The organism is Streptococcus sp. 477 (assembly GCF_013277295.1).
In the GTDB taxonomy this organism is placed as follows: domain Bacteria; phylum Bacillota; class Bacilli; order Lactobacillales; family Streptococcaceae; genus Streptococcus; species Streptococcus pseudopneumoniae.
In genome coordinates this window covers 119,789-135,615 of record NZ_VMMQ01000007.1, presented here as the reverse complement: position 1 = coordinate 135,615, position 15,827 = coordinate 119,789, and the positions used below count along the sequence as shown (strand labels likewise).

The window sequence follows — 15,827 nt, the reverse complement described above, 5'->3', positions numbered from 1 at the left end:
CATATATACGGCAAGGCGAAGCTGACGTGGTTTGAAGAGATTTTCGAAGAGTATTATTCTTCATCTGGTGTGAGGATCATCGGGATGATAATCGGTTCACGTTCGGTATTTTCATAGAGGAAGGGGCGAATAGCGTTGACAATGGCACCATTGACAGATTGCACGCTAGCATCCTTGTTTTTCAGTGCGATACGAATGGCATTGAAGAGGATACGCTGGCTTTGGCGAATCAGGTCGCCAGACTCTCTCATGTAGACAAAGCCTCGGCTGAGGATGTCTGGACCAGATAGAATCATCTGCGACTTGAAGTCAACAGTTGCGACTGCTAAAACGACACCGTCTTCAGATAGATCACGACGGTCTTTGAGGACAGCTGCGCCGATTTCACCGATACGATTTCCATCGACATAGATGTCTTGGGCGTTGAAATGACCTGCAATACGAGCTGAGTCAGCAGTAAGGGCAAGCACATCACCATTACTCATGATAAAGATATTGTCCTTCTCAACACCAGTATCCACTGCTAGTCCAGCGTGGACTTTTTGCATGCGGTATTCACCGTGGACAGGCATGAAGTATTTTGGCTTAATCAAGCGGAGCATGAGTTTTTGCTCTTGCTGGCCACCGTGTCCAGATGTATGGATATTGTTCACTTTACCGTGGATAACTTCGACACCAGCTTCAGAAATGATGTTAATCAGCTTGTTGACGCTAGTCGTATTTCCAGGGATTGGGCTTGAAGAGAAGATAACGGTATCACCGGGTTGGAGTTGTACCTGACGGTGGGTTCCGTTGGCGATACGAGAGAGGGCTGCCATAGGCTCGCCCTGACTACCTGTACAGAGGATCAGAACCTCGCCAGCAGGGTAGTCTTTGATTTCATTTGGCTCGATAAAGGTTCCCTTAGGAGCTTTGATGTAGCCAAGGTCGATTCCGTTGACAATGGCCTTTTCCATAGAACGACCAAAGACCGCAATCTTGCGTCCAGTCTTAACAGCAGCTTCTGTTGCCTGCTGGAGACGGAAGATATTTGAGGCAAAGGATGCAAAGATGATACGTCCTTCAATACCTTGGATAATCTTCATAATGGACTGACCAACGACTTTTTCAGAGTTGGTAAAGGTTGGTACTTCCGCATTTGTCGAGTCAGACAGGAGACAGAGCACGCCTTCTTCACCAAGCGCAGCCATACGATGCAAGTCCGCAGGTTCTCCAACTGGAGTAAAGTCGAACTTAAAGTCACCCGTACAGACGATTTTCCCTTGAGGAGTATGAATGACAATCCCCAAAGGCTCTGGAATAGAGTGAGTCGTTCTAAAGAAAGTTGCCTTGAGATTTTTAAAGGTCAACTCGGTGTTGTGGTTGATTTCGTAAAGTTTGGCGTTGCGCAAGAGGCCGTGTTCTTCGAGTTTCCCACGGATCAAAGCCAAGGCAAGCGGTCCAGCATAAATAGGGACATTTGCTTGCTTGAGTAGGAACGGAATCCCACCAATGTGGTCCTCGTGTCCGTGTGTGATTAAAACAGCCTTGACGCGGTCGATATTGTCTACGATGTAAGAGTAGTCAGGAATGACATAGTCGATACCAAGCAAGTCATCTTCTGGGAATTTAATCCCAGCATCGACGATGATAATCTCGCCTTGGTATTCAATTCCGTAAGTGTTTTTCCCGATTTCTCCTAGACCACCGATGGCAAAAACGCCGACTTCTTCAGGTTTAAGAGTGTAGGCCATATTAGAACTCCGTAATTTCGAAGGCGCCAGTTTCTTTTTCGTAATCGAGCAATTTGTCAGACAAGAGTTCGATATATTCGATATTGTACTCTGGGCGATTTTCTTCGACAAGTTGGCGAGCAGTGATACGGCCCTCAAGTTCTGAGCTGGCATCGATGTCTAGGTAAAGCGCGCGTGTTGTTTCACGGCGTGGGCTACGTTCTTTTGTTTCTTGATAAAAAACTTTGTAAATCATATAGTTCCTTTCTATTTACAGGTCAGCTTATTCCAAACTTTTAGCAGATATTTGCTTGATTTCATTCCATTTTGTGTCTAGATTGACCTTGATTCGTTACAATTATTTCAATTATACCACAAAATGAAAAATTAGTAAAAGACGGAAACGAGAAAGTTAGGGGACGATTTCTTCGGTAATCGTTTGCAAAAATAAAGAAAATGTGTTATGTTGATAACGGAAGTGAAGTTTATTACTTGTCATAATTCCATATAGATTTTAAGTCAAGGAGGTTGCCCTATGTATAACTTATTTGCTTTTGCTATCGGAGTTCGTTTGTTAGCTTTTATCGTTTTTGTTGCTTGCGTTTATGGAGGAAATCTTCTATTTGCCAAACTGGAACGACGACAAACCAAGTTCTTGTGGAAAATTACCTTTGTGACTCTCTACTCGCTTTTTCTCCTCCTTGTAACCTATGTCGTTTGGTTTGTATTTTACTTTGGATTAAATGCTTAGATGCCCCGCTTATGCTGGGGCTTTTTGTTTGAGGATATAGAGATAGTAGATTTACGACACGAAAATTCCACCCCATCTATCAAGATGAGGTGATCTTTGCATTTTTCTAAAATGACATGACAATGGAATTTTCAGAGCTTATTATTTTTATGGGAGTCATTGTTCTGCTCAAAAATAGAGTTGAAGCATAAAAATAAAACAATACAAACAGATAGATCAATTGGTAAAGGGATAGTAGTCATGTTTAAATCATTGAGAATGCTGAGCAAACTATAAGAGATAAAGATAATAAAATTTATCCTTCTAAAAATGTGTTTTTTATCTAGCATGACTTACCAAACTTTTTACGAAGGTCTTTTCCAATGGTATAACCTGCCATAAATAAAGCGATACCAACACCTACACCAAAGCCACCCTTTATTTCTTGCAATTCCTTAGTAGAAATTTCACAATAGTTGTTCAAATCTTTCATCATATTAATCTCCTCCTAAAAAATAACCAGCTGCCAAACCAGAACCTATAAGTGCTGTTCCACCTGCAATAGCTTTCCAAGATACTGCTACTCCAAAGATAACCAAGGGAGCGAGACCGCCATCAATATCTGATAATTCATTTTCAGATAAGGATAAAAATTGATTGTCAAGAACGTCAAAATTTGTCATTGAACTTTCCTCCTTTTTTCTTGTTCACTTTTATATTCGTAAAAGAAAAGGAAAAGTGAACATTTTTTTAAATTATTTTTAGTTAAGTGAGGGCACTCTTGTTTGGGGATAAAGAAAATTCCCATGTGCCAGCTTTTGTAGTATAATAGTAAGCAGACAAAAAGATAGGAATGTGTTATGAAAGTATTAGCTTTTGATACGTCTAGCAAGGCTCTTTCTCTGGCTATTTTAGAGGACAAGCAGGTTCTTGCCGAGACGACGATTAATATTAAGAAAAATCACAGTATTACCCTTATGCCTGCCATCGATTTTTTGATGGCAAGTTTGGATTGGACGCCCAAGGATTTGGACCGAATCGTGGTGGCGGAAGGGCCAGGTAGCTACACAGGCTTGCGAATTGCGGTAGCAACTGCCAAGACCTTAGCTCATACCCTGAACATCGAGTTGGTTGGTATGTCGAGTCTCTTGGCTCTGGTGCCCTACCAACAAGAAGGTTTGTTTGTCCCCTTGATGGATGCGCGTCGCAATAATGTTTATGCAGGATTTTATGAAAATGCCAAACCTGTCATGCCAGAAGCGCACTTACCCTTTGAGCGAGTGATTGAGTTAATCAAGGGCGCTAGTCAGGTAACCTTTGTCGGAGAAGTTGTCCCCTTTGTTGAGCAGATTCAAAAACACTTGCCAAGGACTAATTTCAAAGAAACCCTGCCTAATGCAGCCAATCTTGCTCTTTTGGCCTGGGACAAGGAAGCAGACTCCTTACACGACTTTGTGCCTAACTACCTCAAGCGTGTCGAGGCTGAGGAAAACTGGCTCAAGAACCATACCGAGTCTGGCGAGTCTTACATTAAACGCCTATGATAGAAATCAAACGAATCCAACAGCAGCCTGATCTAGCTAAAGCCATCTACGCTGTTATGATAGCTGTTTACCCAGTCAGTCCTTGGACGCTGGAACAAATCCAAGCTGACCTATTCCAAGACCAGACTTGGTATGCTCTGGCCTATGATGGGGCAGAAGTGATTGGATTTCTAGCTGTGCAGGAAAATATCTTTGAGGCAGAAGTCTTGCAAATCGCTGTTAAAGGAGACTATCAGGGTCAGGGGATTGCGTCAGCCTTGTTTGCTCAATTGCCGACAGACAAGGAGATTTTCCTCGAAGTCAGAAAGTCAAATCAACGAGCGCAAGCATTTTACAAGAAAGAAAAGATGGCAGTCATCGCTGAGCGAAAGGCCTACTACCATGATCCAGTCGAGGACGCCATTATCATGAAGAGAGAAGTAGATGAAGGATAGATATATTTTAGCATTTGAGACATCCTGTGATGAGACCAGTGTCGCCGTCTTGAAAAACGACGATGAGCTCTTGTCCAATGTCATTGCTAGTCAAATTGAGAGTCACAAACGTTTTGGGGGCGTAGTGCCTGAAGTAGCCAGTCGTCACCATGTCGAGGTCATTACAGCCTGCATCGAGGAGGCACTGACAGAAGCAGGGATTACCGAAGAGGACGTGACAGCTGTGGCTGTTACCTATGGACCAGGCTTGGTCGGAGCCTTGCTAGTTGGTTTGTCAGCTGCTAAGGCCTTTGCTTGGGCACATGGACTTCCACTTATCCCTGTTAACCACATGGCTGGTCACCTCATGGCAGCTCAAAGTGTGGAGCCTTTGGAGTTTCCCCTGCTAGCCCTCTTGGTTAGCGGTGGGCACACAGAGTTGGTTTATGTTTCGGAGGCTGGTGATTACAAGATTGTTGGGGAGACGCGAGATGACGCGGTTGGTGAGGCCTATGATAAGGTCGGCCGTGTCATGGGCTTGACCTATCCAGCCGGTCGTGAGATTGACGAGCTAGCTCATCAGGGACAGGATATTTATGATTTCCCTCGTGCCATGATTAAGGAGGATAATCTGGAGTTTTCATTCTCAGGTTTGAAATCTGCCTTTATCAATCTTCACCACAATGCCGAGCAAAAGGGAGAAAGTCTGTCTACAGAGGATTTGTGTGCTTCCTTCCAAGCAGCTGTACTGGATATTCTCATGGCTAAAACCAAGAAGGCTTTGGAGAAATACCCTGTTAAAACCCTTGTCGTGGCAGGTGGCGTGGCAGCCAATAAAGGTCTCAGAGAACGCCTAGCAACTGAAATCACAGATGTCAATGTCATCATTCCACCTCTGCGTCTCTGCGGAGACAATGCAGGTATGATTGCCTATGCCAGTGTCAGCGAGTGGAACAAAGAAAACTTTGCAAACTTGGACCTCAATGCCAAACCAAGCCTCGCTTTTGATACCATAGAATAAAGAGTCAGCTTAAGGCTGGCTTTTTTATTTTTTCTAACTATCAGAATATTTTGACAAATGAACACAAATAATGATATAATATGCAAAAGCTAGGAGGTGGTAGGATGATTGAAAAAATGGAATTGGGGGAATTTTACAAGGAACTGCGCCTGGCTAGAAAGCTCAAGCAGTCAGATGTGGCTTGTGCTGGACTAACAGCTTCTCAGCTATCCAAGTTTGAACTAGGACAGTCTATGCTGTCTGCAGATAAGTTGATTCTAGCCATCCAAGGTATAAATGTGACCTTTGATGAGTTTGGGCACAAGCTCAACAACTATCAAGAATCTCCACATATGCGAATCGGTCGAAAGGTTGTGGATCGCTTTGCCCACCAAGATATCGCTGGCTTAGAGCAACTATTGGAGAAAATCAAGCAAGAACAGATGGCAGAGACCTATCGTCGTTTGAATGCTATTGTAATCAAAGATGCCATCCACTCACTAGATAAAAGCTACCCACTAGCAGAGGAGGATAGCGAGTTTTTAACTACCTACCTCTACGCTATTGAGTCTTGGACCTGGTTTGAACTCTATCTCTTTTGCAATACCATGCCCTTCTTGAGCAATCAAGATCTGATCTTTTTATCAACCTCTTTGCTTGAAAAATCCAAGGAATTTAAAGAGTTGGTACATAATAGACTGTATATGAAAAGTGGCTTTCTGAATATTATATCAGAGCTCATGGAGCGCAAACTTTTTTCCTACATCCCAATCTTCGAAGCCGAGTTGGAGAGCATGCTGCGTCCATACGATGTTTTTGAAAAAGTATTGTGGCAATTTTTAAAGAAAATGCAGATTTTTCTTCAAACCAAAGGAAACAATCAAAAAGAGATTGAACACTTTATCCAATCTCTGCAAGTATTAGAAAATCCACAATTGATAGCCCTTTTTAAATTGCGCTTGCAGCAATACAAAGAACTTATCGATTAGTTAGAAATGGCAAAATAATAATAATCTCAGCAACGATTTTCAATAATGTTAAAATTTGTTTCTTCATATTTCTCCACTCCTCATTAGTAGTAACTTTATTATACCAGAGAAGTAATCAAATTCACCGAAATCGCAAATCTGAAATTTCTATAAGAAAAAATATCAAATATGCGATTTTCTAAAATAAGCCAATTTTCGTGTTATACTGTACTTGTAAAGCACTTGAAGCAAATCCTAGGTCGCAGAAGTGGTTTATAAGTAAAAATAATTGGAGGAGGAGCATATGACAGCATTTGTACATGAATTAACACGCGAATCAGAAAGATTCAATCAGTCTGAAAGAGTGACAATTACTTTCTTTTGTACAGTATTGTAAAAGATACTCAATTATTAAGTTTATTTTTATACTTATAAAGGTTTTGGAATTTTAATGTAGAAAATGCCAACTGAGGTAATTGCTAAAGAACAAGTCATCATAACAACAGGAGAAAAGAATGTATAAATATAAAATTGTAGACGAAGAAAGTTTGCCTATTTATGGTTATAAAATTCATATATCAGCAACGTTTGATAATTATAAGGATATGTATAATCTTCTTTCTCCTTTGTTAGATGATAGAAAGATATCTTATAAGTATATATATAGAGAAGAAGATGTAGCCTATAATTTCTCTGTTAGAGAATCTCCTGTTAATTCGGGGAAATATTTTACGATTTATCCTGAAAATGACCATGTTTTTCTTGATCTATTAGAGCTTCTTTACCAAACTATTCCTAAAAATATGGAGGGAATTTATATTCTAAGTGATCGTGCCTATAAAGATTCCAATACGATTTTTTATAGATATGGCTTCTTTAGAGAAGATTTGGAGTATTTAGAAAAAGGCATTCCGACTTTGCTGGGACCAAATGGAGAAAAATGGCAAGACTATCAAAAAGCATATTTTAACTTACCAGAATGGATTCAAGACATTCAAGAGAATACGTTTATAAAGGATTCATACTTAGCAAGAAATTATAGATTAAAAACCGTACTAACACAGTCAAATGGAGGGAATGTCTATCAAGTAGATTCAGTGATAGAAGGGAAAAAGTATATTTTGAAGGAGTGCCGACCTCATATTATTTCTTTTGGAGGAGTAGAGACTCAAGCACTTAGAAAAAATGAATATGAAATTTCAAAAAAATTATTAGATTGTGTTCCAGCTGTGCGTGAAACTGTTACAGAGTGGATTAACCAATATTATATTTATGAATTTATAGATGGTAGTGATTTATTAAAATACACAAAACCATACTCTATTGTTAGCTATAAGAAGCCTAATAAGGAGTTAAACATTAAGAGATTTAAAAGTTTTTTATTGATTACCAGGGAACTGTTAGAATTGATTGAATATTTTCATAGTCGAAATATTATTTTAAATGATATACATCCTGGAAATTTTATAAAATCAAAGAATAAACTTTACTTTGTAGATTTAGAAAATAGTTATGAGTATGATAATAAACCAGCTATTGGTTTGTATAGTGTAATTAGCTTAAAGGAATGGAACTCTATAGATGGTAAAGTATCTGATTGCCATAAAGTTGGGAATTTACTACTATTTTTGTTGGCTAGATTGCATGTGAAATCAATGGACGATTTATCACAATCATATCATATTTTAAATTCTTTATTGGCTGAATTTGGTTTAAAAACAAATTTTACAAGTATTATAGAAAAACTATTTTCTAAGGATGCAACAGTATCTGATATCCTTAAAGATTTAAACGAAATTTATGTTTATCAAATTGAATCCCTGAATAGTTTAGATGAGTTTCTAACTGGTAAACCGGAAAGGTCTTTTACCATTACTGAGATTATTAATAAAGAACTAGTCAATTTTCAACGATATGAGAATGCTAAAAATAATCATCTATTACTGCAACATCTGATGCATAGAGAAAAAAATTTAGGACTAGATGGATTGTCTGGCTTACTTATTTTGATGAAAATATATGACTTTGATTGCGATGTTATTGATTATGGAATTAATATCATTATTGAAAAATTAATTGCGACAGATAATGGTAGGATGGTTCCGATAGAATCAAATTTAGTTTCACCTTATCTAAATAATGGGACAGCAGGATTTATTCGTGCTTTGATTTTTATAGATTTTGAAAAGTATACAGATTTAATCAAAGAATTATCTGAAGGATTAATTACAGAATTTGCTCAATATGCAGATTTCTGGAATGGTATGCTCGGGATAGCTGATACATTGTTAGAACTGTATTTTTATTTTAGAGTAAGAAAATATAAAGAAGTTGCATGGTCTTTGTTAAATACAGTAGAGTGCTATGTGAAGTATTCTAAAGCAGATAAGCAAGAGTACCTTTATGTGTTATCTAAGTACATGGAGATGAAGGAGAATTAGTATGAAAGTATTTCTTCAAAATAGAGATTTTAGGCAATTAACTGTCAACCAGTGGATTTCAACGGTTGGGGATACGATTTTTTATCTGGCCTTCCTGAATTATGTGGCAGATGCATCTTTTGCCCCTTTGGCGATTTTACTCATCACGATTTCAGAAACCCTGCCCCAAGTTCTACAAATCTTTCTGGGAGTTTTGGCGGATTTTCAACATCATCGTGTCTTGAAATACACAGTCATTAGTTTTGCAAAATTTTTGCTTTACTCTATAGTGTCTTTATCACTTTCAGGGCAGTCCTTTTCCTTGTTATTAGTAGCATTTATTTGTCTGATTAACCTCTTGTCTGACACGTTGAGTTATTTTTCAGGCGCCATGCTCACTCCGATTTTCATTAGAATTATTGGGCAAGACCATCTGGCAGAAGCTATTGGCTTTAAACAGTCAACTGTTAGTTTAGTGAAAACAATCAGTAATATCCTAGGAGGAGTCTTACTAGGCATTCTATCCATCCAGTTTATTTCCTTACTGAACGCTCTTACCTTTTTAATCGCATTTTTAGGTATCCTCTTCATAAAAACTGACCTCTTGAAAGTAGAAAAAACGATTAGCTATCAAGAAGGACTCTCTGTAAAATCCTTTTGCCAGCATTTGCTCCAATCATCGAAATTGATATGGAATATGAATAAGGTGCTCTTAGTTTTGTTTATTATTTCTATTAGCCAAGCAGTGATAAATGTTACAGTTCCTGTTTCTACTCTGTTTTTGAGAAATCAACCCTTTTTGAATTTACAAACAGGTCAATCTCTTGCCTTGCTATCCACTTTTGAACTGTCAGCCCTGATTGTCGGAAGCCTTGTAAGTGGCTATCTGAAAAATACGATTTCTATAAAAACAGCTCTCTATGCCTCACTTGTCATCCAATTGCTTCTTCTAGTAGGATTTGCCACAGTTCGTTTTGACTGGATTCTTATCTTTAGTACCTTGGATGCCTTTTTCGCAGGTGTTCTCTCTCCTAGATTGCAAGAACTCGTCTTTAAACAAATACCTGAGGAGTCAATGGGAGCAGTTCAATCTTCTATCGGTGCTATTACGGTTGTTTTACCTAGCTTATTTACAATAGCTTTGGTAACCATTGCTACTAGCTTTGGAACTCTGGCAGTTAGCTTTGTTTTATTGCTATTTCTTCTAGTTGCCTTTGTCATGCTTCTGAATATTCGTGAAAGTATTTAGCGGAGAATTTCTATAATATATATTTGAGACTGGATTGCCAGTCTTTTTATGATGGTCAAAATCAACAGACTTTTTTCTCTTTCCTGAATGTGTTATAATAGTCCCTGCTATGGCTGGAGCCTTTTCAGCCCACCTATTAAGACAATATGAGGAGAAAGATGAAAGAAAAAGGATTTTGGGAGGGGGCGCAGGCAGCCATGCCAACGGCCTTGGGTTATGTCAGTATCGGATTGGCCTGTGGAATTATCGGTGCGCCCTATGTGACACCTGTAGAGATGGGCTTGATGAGCCTCTTTGTTTATGCTGGGAGTGCCCAGTTTGCCATGCTGGCACTGATTGCGGTTCAAGCACCTGTGGCAGCTATTGCTATGACGGTTTTTTTGATTAATTTGCGTCTCTTTTTGTTGAGTTTACATGCATCGACCTATTTCCGTCATACTAGTCTCTGGCACAATATCGGCATGTCTAGTATCTTGACGGATGAGACTTATGGCGTTTTGATGGGCGAATTGGCCCATACAGACAAGGTCAATCCTATGTGGATGCACGGAAACAATCTTAACAGCTATGTGGCTTGGTTTGTGGGAACAGTTGTCGGAACGGCTCTGGGTGGGCTGCTGCCAAATCCAGAAATCTTTGGTTTAGATTTTGCCCTAGTTGGGATGTTTATCGGTATTTTTGCTTCGCAATTCCAGATTATGCAAAGACGGATTCCTGTCCGCAATCTGCTGATTATCCTAGCAGTTGTTGCGGTGTCCTTCTTTTTACTTTTGACAGTGGTGTCTCAGTCACTAGCTGTTCTGTTTGCGACGCTACTTGGTTGTAGCATGGGGGTGGTTTTAGATGGTCAGTAAGTATCTTTTATTAGCAGTTATTTTCTCTGGTCTTGTGACCTGGATTCCCCGTATGATTCCCTTCATCTTGGTCAAGTATAAGGGCTTGCCTGCGATTGTTGAGCATTTTTTGAAGTTCTTGCCCGTCTCTATTATTTTTGCCTTGATTCTTTCAAGCGTAGTGACAGGTAATGTTGGGAGTCTTCCTCAAATCAAATGGCTGGACTTCTTAGCCATCTTTCCAACGGCTTGGGTAGCCTTTCGCTACCGCAATCTAGTCGGAACAGTTCTCTTTGGAGTGGTCTTAATTGCAGTCTTGCGTTTGGTCTTTTAATACTCTTCGAAAATCTCTTCAAACCACGTCAGCTTTGCCTTTCCGTATATATGGTTACTGAGACTTCGTCAGTCTTATCTCCAACCTCAAAACAGTGTTTTGAGCAACCTGTGGCTAGCTTTCTAGTTTGCTCTTTGATTTTCATTGAGCATAAATCAGCCATAAAGAAAACTTATCACAGAGATAGATATCATATAATGGCGTAAATGGTCTTTTTCTGTTAAGATTATAAGGTATTTTATTTTGGAGGAAATGACATGAAAAAAATCGTTAAATACTCATCTCTTGCGGCCCTTGCTCTTGTTGCTGCAGGTGTGCTTGCGGCTTGCTCAGGTGGTGCTAAGAAAGAAGGAGAAGCAGCTAGCAAGAAAGAAATCATCGTTGCGACCAATGGCTCGCCAAAACCATTTATCTATGAAGAAAATGGCGAATTGACTGGTTACGAGATTGAAGTCGTTCGCGCTATCTTTAAAGACTCTGACAAGTATGATGTCAAATTTGAAAAGACAGAATGGTCAGGTGTCTTTGCTGGTCTTGACGCTGACCGTTACAATATGGCTGTCAACAATCTTAGCTACACTAAAGAACGTGCGGAGAAATACCTTTATGCCGCACCAATTGCCCAAAACCCTAATGTCCTTGTCGTGAAGAAAGACGACTCTAGCATCAAGTCTCTCGCTGATATCGGTGGAAAATCGACGGAAGTCGTTCAAGCCACTACATCAGCTAAGCAGTTAGAAGCATACAACGCTGAACATCCGGACAACCCAACTATCCTTAACTATACTAAGGCAGACTTCCAACAAATCATGGTACGTTTGAGCGATGGCCAATTTGACTATAAGATTTTTGATAAAATCGGTGTTGAAACAGTTATCAAGAACCAAGGTTTGGATAACTTGAAAGTCATTGAACTTCCAAGTGACCAACAACCGTACGTTTACCCACTTCTTGCTCAAGGTCAAGATGAGTTGAAATCATTTGTAGACAAACGCATCAAAGAACTCTACAAAGACGGAACGCTTGAAAAATTGTCTAAACAATTCTTCGGAGACACTTACCTACCAGCAGAGGCTGATATTAAATAATTTCTTGAAATCATCCATTCTGAATAAGATGGGTGATTTCTCAGTTCTTAGATATATAGTTTTAAACTATATATCTGACTATCTAATAACAATTTGTGAAATAAAACAAAGTATGAGATACTAGTACGGTATTATTTTTAAGGAGAAAGAATCATGAAAATCAAAAAATGGCTTGGCCTAGCAGCCCTTGCTACAGTCGCAGGTTTGGCTCTTGCAGCTTGCGGAAACTCAGAAAAGAAAGCAGACAATGCAACAACTATCAAAATCGCAACTGTCAACCGTAGCGGTTCTGAAGAAGCTCGTTGGGATAAAGTTCAAGAATTGGTTAAGAAAGACGGAATCACTTTGGAATTTACAGAGTTCACAGACTACTCACAACCAAACAAGGCAACTGCTGATGGCGAAGTAGACTTGAACGCTTTCCAACACTATAACTTCTTGAACAACTGGAACAAAGAAAACGGGAAAGACCTTGTAGCGATTGCTGATACTTACATCTCTCCAATCCGCCTTTACTCAGGTTTGAATGGAAGTGACAACAAGTACACTAAAGTAGAAGACATCCCAGCAAACGGAGAAATCGCTGTACCGAACGATGCTACAAACGAAAGCCGTGCGCTTTACTTGCTTCAATCAGCTGGCTTGATTAAATTGGACGTTTCAGGAACTGCTCTTGCAACAGTTGCTAACATCAAAGAAAATCCAAAGAACTTGAAAATCACTGAATTGGATGCTAGCCAAACAGCTCGTTCATTGTCATCAGTTGACGCTGCTGTTGTAAACAATACCTTCGTTACAGAAGCAAAATTGGACTACAAGAAAGCACTTTTCAAAGAACAAGCTGATGAAAATTCAAAACAATGGTACAACATCATCGTTGCGAAAAAAGATTGGGAAACATCACCAAAAGCTGATGCTATCAAGAAAGTGATCGCAGCTTACCATACAGATGAAGTGAAAAAAGTTATCGAAGAAACATCAGACGGTTTGGATCAACCAGTTTGGTAATAAGAAACAGGGAGGTGGGAGAGAGAATTCCACCTCTTGCTTTTGTATAGAGCATGGATTGTAAAGAAGACTATAGTTTCATAGAAAGGTAGAGAGAATATGGTTTTTCCTAGTGAACAAGAACAGATTGAAAAATTTGAAAAGGATCATGTAGCCCAGCATTATTTTGAGGTTTTGCGTACCTTGATTTCTAAGAAGTCGGTCTTTGCCCAGCAGGTTGGACTTAAGGAAGTCGCAAACTATCTGGGTGAGATTTTCAAGCGCGTTGGAGCTGAAGTGGAGATTGATGAGACTTATACGGCTCCCTTTGTCATGGCGCATTTCAAGAGTTCGCGCCCAGATGCTAAGACCTTGATTTTCTATAACCACTATGACACTGTGCCAGCGGACGGGGATCAGGTCTGGACAGAGGATCCCTTTACGCTTTCGGTGCGTAATGGCTTCATGTATGGGCGTGGGGTTGACGATGATAAGGGGCATATCACAGCTCGTTTGAGTGCTTTGAGAAAATACATGCAGCACCACGATGACCTGCCTGTCAATATCAGCTTTATCATGGAGGGTGCGGAGGAATCGGCCTCGACAGACCTAGATAAGTATCTGGAAAAACATGCGGATAAACTCCGTGGTGCAGATTTGTTGGTCTGGGAACAAGGGACCAAAAATGCCTTGGAACAGCTGGAAATTTCTGGTGGAAATAAGGGGATTGTGACCTTTGATGCCAAGGTAAAAAGTGCGGATGTCGATATCCATTCTAGTTATGGTGGGGTTGTGGAATCAGCTCCCTGGTATCTCCTCCAAGCCCTACAGTCTCTTCGCGCTACAGATGGCCGTATCTTAGTTGAAGGCTTGTACGAAGAAGTACAAGAGCCAAATGAACGAGAAATGGCCTTGCTAGAAACTTATGGTCAACGAAACCCAGAGGAAGTCAGTCGGATTTATGGATTGGAGTTGCCTCTCTTACAGGAGGAGCGGATGGCCTTTCTAAAACGTTTCTTTTTCGAGCCAGCGCTTAATATCGAAGGGATTCAGTCTGGTTATCAAGGGCAAGGGGTTAAGACTATTTTGCCAGCAGAAGCTAGCGCTAAGTTAGAAGTTCGTTTGGTTCCTGGTCTAGAACCGCATGATGTTCTGGAAAAAATTCGGAAACAGCTAGACAAAAATGGCTTTGATAAGGTAGAATTATACTATACCTTGGGAGAGATGAGCTATCGAAGCGATATGAGCGCACCAGCCATTCTCAATGTGATCGAGTTGGCCAAGAAATTCTATCCACAGGGCGTTTCAGTCTTGCCGACGACAGCGGGGACAGGACCTATGCATACGGTCTTTGATGCCCTAGAGGTGCCAATGGTGGCCTTCGGTCTAGGAAATGCCAACAGCCGAGACCACGGTGGAGATGAGAACGTGCGAATCGCCGATTACTACACCCATATTGAATTAGTAGAGGAGCTGATTAGAAGCTATGAGTAGAGATATTATCAAGTTAGATCAGATAGATGTGACTTTTCACCAAAAGAAGAGAACCATCACAGCGGTCAAGGATGTGACCATTCACATCCAAGAAGGGGATATTTACGGAATTGTTGGATATTCTGGAGCAGGGAAATCAACCCTTGTACGGGTGATTAATCTCTTGCAAAAGCCATCTGCAGGGAAAATTACCATTGACGATGATGTGATTTTTGATGGCAAGGTGGCCTTGACGGCAGAGCAGTTACGTCGTAAACGTCAAGATATCGGGATGATTTTCCAGCATTTTAACCTGATGAGCCAGAAGACTGCAGAGGAGAATGTAGCCTTTGCCCTTAAACACTCTGGACTCAGCAAGGAAGAAAAGAAGGCTAAAGTAGCTAAGTTGTTGGACTTGGTTGGCTTGGCGGATCGTGCTGAAAACTACCCTTCACAACTATCTGGAGGGCAAAAACAGCGTGTAGCCATTGCGCGTGCCTTGGCAAATGATCCAAAAATCTTGATTTCAGACGAGTCAACTTCTGCCCTTGACCCTAAGACAACCAAGCAGATTTTGGCCTTGTTGCAAGATTTGAACCAAAAATTAGGCTTGACTGTTGTCTTGATTACGCATGAAATGCAGATTGTCAAAGATATTGCCAACCGTGTGGCGGTTATGCAGGACGGGCATTTGATTGAAGAGGGTAGTGTGCTTGAAATCTTCTCAGACCCTAAACAACCTTTGACTCAAGACTTTATCTCAACAGCCACAGGTATTGACGAAGCCATGGTCAAAATCGAGAAGCAAGAAATCGTGGAACACTTGTCTGAAAACAGCATTTTGGTGCAGCTCAAGTACGCAGGGGCTTCAACAGACGAGCCACTTTTGAATGAGTTGTACAAGCATTACCAAGTAACGGCTAATATTCTCTATGGGAATATCGAAATTCTCGATGGTACTCCTGTTGGAGAATTGGTTGTAGTCTTGTCAGGTGAAAAAGCAGCGTTGGCAGGTGCCCAAGAAGCCATTCGTCAAGCAGGCGTACAGCTAAAAGTATTGAAGGGAGGACAGTAAG

Annotated in this window: 17 protein-coding genes; 13 read left to right on the top strand and 4 right to left on the bottom strand. The window is 40.4% G+C overall.

Features of this window, described 5'->3' with window-relative positions; all coding sequences use genetic code 11:
* Window positions 1–53: 53 nt before the first annotated feature.
* Window positions 54–1,733 carry a ribonuclease J gene (locus tag HT691_RS01320; RefSeq protein WP_023932444.1) on the bottom strand — a complete coding sequence of 560 codons (1,680 nt, stop codon included), beginning with the start codon at window positions 1,731–1,733 and terminating at the stop codon, window positions 54–56.
* A gap of 1 nt (window position 1,734) precedes the next feature.
* On the bottom strand, window positions 1,735–1,968 hold the full coding sequence (locus HT691_RS01315; protein ID WP_000639577.1) for a DNA-dependent RNA polymerase subunit epsilon: 234 nt from the start codon (window positions 1,966–1,968) through the stop codon (window positions 1,735–1,737).
* Between the two features lie 279 nt (window positions 1,969–2,247).
* Here HT691_RS01315 and HT691_RS01310 point away from each other — a divergent pair, with 279 nt between their 5' ends.
* The gene (locus HT691_RS01310) at window positions 2,248–2,463 is read left to right on the top strand and encodes a hypothetical protein (protein WP_138705936.1); all 216 of its coding nucleotides are present in this window, start codon (window positions 2,248–2,250) and stop codon (window positions 2,461–2,463) included.
* A 322-nt stretch (window positions 2,464–2,785) separates the two neighbouring features.
* On the opposite strand, the gene cibB is transcribed toward HT691_RS01310, so the two are convergent.
* On the bottom strand, window positions 2,786–2,938 hold the full coding sequence (cibB, locus tag HT691_RS01305) for a fratricide two-peptide bacteriocin subunit CibB (RefSeq protein WP_000974046.1): 153 nt from the start codon (window positions 2,936–2,938) through the stop codon (window positions 2,786–2,788).
* Between the two features lies 1 nt (window position 2,939).
* Complete coding sequence (gene cibA / locus HT691_RS01300) at window positions 2,940–3,125, bottom strand: fratricide two-peptide bacteriocin subunit CibA (protein WP_000180841.1); 186 nt, start codon at window positions 3,123–3,125, stop codon at window positions 2,940–2,942.
* 177 nt (window positions 3,126–3,302) lie between these two features.
* Between cibA and tsaB the strand changes: the two genes are divergently transcribed.
* The 12 genes from tsaB to HT691_RS01240 all read left to right on the top strand — a co-directional run bounded on the left by tsaB (window position 3,303) and on the right by HT691_RS01240 (window position 15,826).
* Window positions 3,303–3,986: a tRNA (adenosine(37)-N6)-threonylcarbamoyltransferase complex dimerization subunit type 1 TsaB gene (tsaB, locus tag HT691_RS01295; protein WP_000865700.1), complete on the top strand. Its 684-nt coding sequence runs from the start codon at window positions 3,303–3,305 to the stop codon at window positions 3,984–3,986.
* Window positions 3,983–4,420: a ribosomal protein S18-alanine N-acetyltransferase gene (gene rimI, locus HT691_RS01290; protein WP_023932446.1), complete on the top strand. Its 438-nt coding sequence runs from the start codon at window positions 3,983–3,985 to the stop codon at window positions 4,418–4,420. The genes tsaB and rimI overlap by 4 nt, the downstream gene beginning before the upstream one ends.
* Window positions 4,410–5,420, top strand: a complete 1,011-nt coding sequence (gene tsaD, locus HT691_RS01285; RefSeq protein ID WP_023932448.1) for a tRNA (adenosine(37)-N6)-threonylcarbamoyltransferase complex transferase subunit TsaD — start codon at window positions 4,410–4,412, stop codon at window positions 5,418–5,420. The genes rimI and tsaD overlap by 11 nt, the downstream gene beginning before the upstream one ends.
* 104 nt (window positions 5,421–5,524) lie before the next feature.
* Window positions 5,525–6,388, top strand: a complete 864-nt coding sequence (locus HT691_RS01280; RefSeq protein WP_023932450.1) for an XRE/MutR family transcriptional regulator — start codon at window positions 5,525–5,527, stop codon at window positions 6,386–6,388.
* 494 nt (window positions 6,389–6,882) lie between these two features.
* Window positions 6,883–8,808: a protein kinase family protein gene (locus tag HT691_RS01275; RefSeq protein WP_000280049.1), complete on the top strand. Its 1,926-nt coding sequence runs from the start codon at window positions 6,883–6,885 to the stop codon at window positions 8,806–8,808.
* A gap of 1 nt (window position 8,809) precedes the next feature.
* Window positions 8,810–10,036 carry an MFS transporter gene (locus HT691_RS01270; RefSeq protein WP_023932452.1) on the top strand — a complete coding sequence of 409 codons (1,227 nt, stop codon included), beginning with the start codon at window positions 8,810–8,812 and terminating at the stop codon, window positions 10,034–10,036.
* A 158-nt stretch (window positions 10,037–10,194) separates the two neighbouring features.
* Window positions 10,195–10,890 carry an AzlC family ABC transporter permease gene (locus tag HT691_RS01265; RefSeq protein ID WP_023932454.1) on the top strand — a complete coding sequence of 232 codons (696 nt, stop codon included), beginning with the start codon at window positions 10,195–10,197 and terminating at the stop codon, window positions 10,888–10,890.
* Complete coding sequence (locus HT691_RS01260; protein ID WP_000253926.1) at window positions 10,880–11,203, top strand: AzlD domain-containing protein; 324 nt, start codon at window positions 10,880–10,882, stop codon at window positions 11,201–11,203. The genes HT691_RS01265 and HT691_RS01260 overlap by 11 nt, the downstream gene beginning before the upstream one ends.
* A gap of 257 nt (window positions 11,204–11,460) precedes the next feature.
* Window positions 11,461–12,291 carry an amino acid ABC transporter substrate-binding protein gene (locus HT691_RS01255; protein ID WP_000724930.1) on the top strand — a complete coding sequence of 277 codons (831 nt, stop codon included), beginning with the start codon at window positions 11,461–11,463 and terminating at the stop codon, window positions 12,289–12,291.
* Between the two features lie 153 nt (window positions 12,292–12,444).
* Window positions 12,445–13,299, top strand: a complete 855-nt coding sequence (locus tag HT691_RS01250; RefSeq protein ID WP_000694496.1) for a MetQ/NlpA family ABC transporter substrate-binding protein — start codon at window positions 12,445–12,447, stop codon at window positions 13,297–13,299.
* 99 nt (window positions 13,300–13,398) lie between these two features.
* Window positions 13,399–14,772 carry a M20/M25/M40 family metallo-hydrolase gene (locus HT691_RS01245; RefSeq protein ID WP_172921602.1) on the top strand — a complete coding sequence of 458 codons (1,374 nt, stop codon included), beginning with the start codon at window positions 13,399–13,401 and terminating at the stop codon, window positions 14,770–14,772.
* Window positions 14,765–15,826: a methionine ABC transporter ATP-binding protein gene (locus HT691_RS01240; protein WP_000085651.1), complete on the top strand. Its 1,062-nt coding sequence runs from the start codon at window positions 14,765–14,767 to the stop codon at window positions 15,824–15,826. The genes HT691_RS01245 and HT691_RS01240 overlap by 8 nt, the downstream gene beginning before the upstream one ends.
* Window position 15,827 lies beyond the last annotated feature (1 nt).

Excerpts from the sequence above, each read along its gene's own strand:
- HT691_RS01250 (WP_000694496.1), top strand. The coding sequence starts at position 12,445 with ATGAAAATCAAAAAATGGCTTGGCCTAGCAGCCCTTGCTACAGTCGCA.
- HT691_RS01275 (WP_000280049.1), top strand. The coding sequence starts at position 6,883 with ATGTATAAATATAAAATTGTAGACGAAGAAAGTTTGCCTATTTATGGT.
- tsaD (WP_023932448.1), top strand. The coding sequence starts at position 4,410 with ATGAAGGATAGATATATTTTAGCATTTGAGACATCCTGTGATGAGACC.
- HT691_RS01280 (WP_023932450.1), top strand. The coding sequence starts at position 5,525 with ATGATTGAAAAAATGGAATTGGGGGAATTTTACAAGGAACTGCGCCTG.
- cibA (WP_000180841.1), bottom strand. The coding sequence starts at position 3,125 with ATGACAAATTTTGACGTTCTTGACAATCAATTTTTATCCTTATCTGAA.
- tsaB (WP_000865700.1), top strand. The coding sequence starts at position 3,303 with ATGAAAGTATTAGCTTTTGATACGTCTAGCAAGGCTCTTTCTCTGGCT.
- rimI (WP_023932446.1), top strand. The coding sequence starts at position 3,983 with ATGATAGAAATCAAACGAATCCAACAGCAGCCTGATCTAGCTAAAGCC.
- HT691_RS01240 (WP_000085651.1), top strand. The coding sequence starts at position 14,765 with ATGAGTAGAGATATTATCAAGTTAGATCAGATAGATGTGACTTTTCAC.
- HT691_RS01310 (WP_138705936.1), top strand. The coding sequence starts at position 2,248 with ATGTATAACTTATTTGCTTTTGCTATCGGAGTTCGTTTGTTAGCTTTT.
- HT691_RS01260 (WP_000253926.1), top strand. The coding sequence starts at position 10,880 with ATGGTCAGTAAGTATCTTTTATTAGCAGTTATTTTCTCTGGTCTTGTG.
- HT691_RS01320 (WP_023932444.1), bottom strand. The coding sequence starts at position 1,733 with ATGGCCTACACTCTTAAACCTGAAGAAGTCGGCGTTTTTGCCATCGGT.
- cibB (WP_000974046.1), bottom strand. The coding sequence starts at position 2,938 with ATGATGAAAGATTTGAACAACTATTGTGAAATTTCTACTAAGGAATTG.
- HT691_RS01255 (WP_000724930.1), top strand. The coding sequence starts at position 11,461 with ATGAAAAAAATCGTTAAATACTCATCTCTTGCGGCCCTTGCTCTTGTT.
- HT691_RS01315 (WP_000639577.1), bottom strand. The coding sequence starts at position 1,968 with ATGATTTACAAAGTTTTTTATCAAGAAACAAAAGAACGTAGCCCACGC.
- HT691_RS01265 (WP_023932454.1), top strand. The coding sequence starts at position 10,195 with ATGAAAGAAAAAGGATTTTGGGAGGGGGCGCAGGCAGCCATGCCAACG.
- HT691_RS01245 (WP_172921602.1), top strand. The coding sequence starts at position 13,399 with ATGGTTTTTCCTAGTGAACAAGAACAGATTGAAAAATTTGAAAAGGAT.
- HT691_RS01270 (WP_023932452.1), top strand. The coding sequence starts at position 8,810 with ATGAAAGTATTTCTTCAAAATAGAGATTTTAGGCAATTAACTGTCAAC.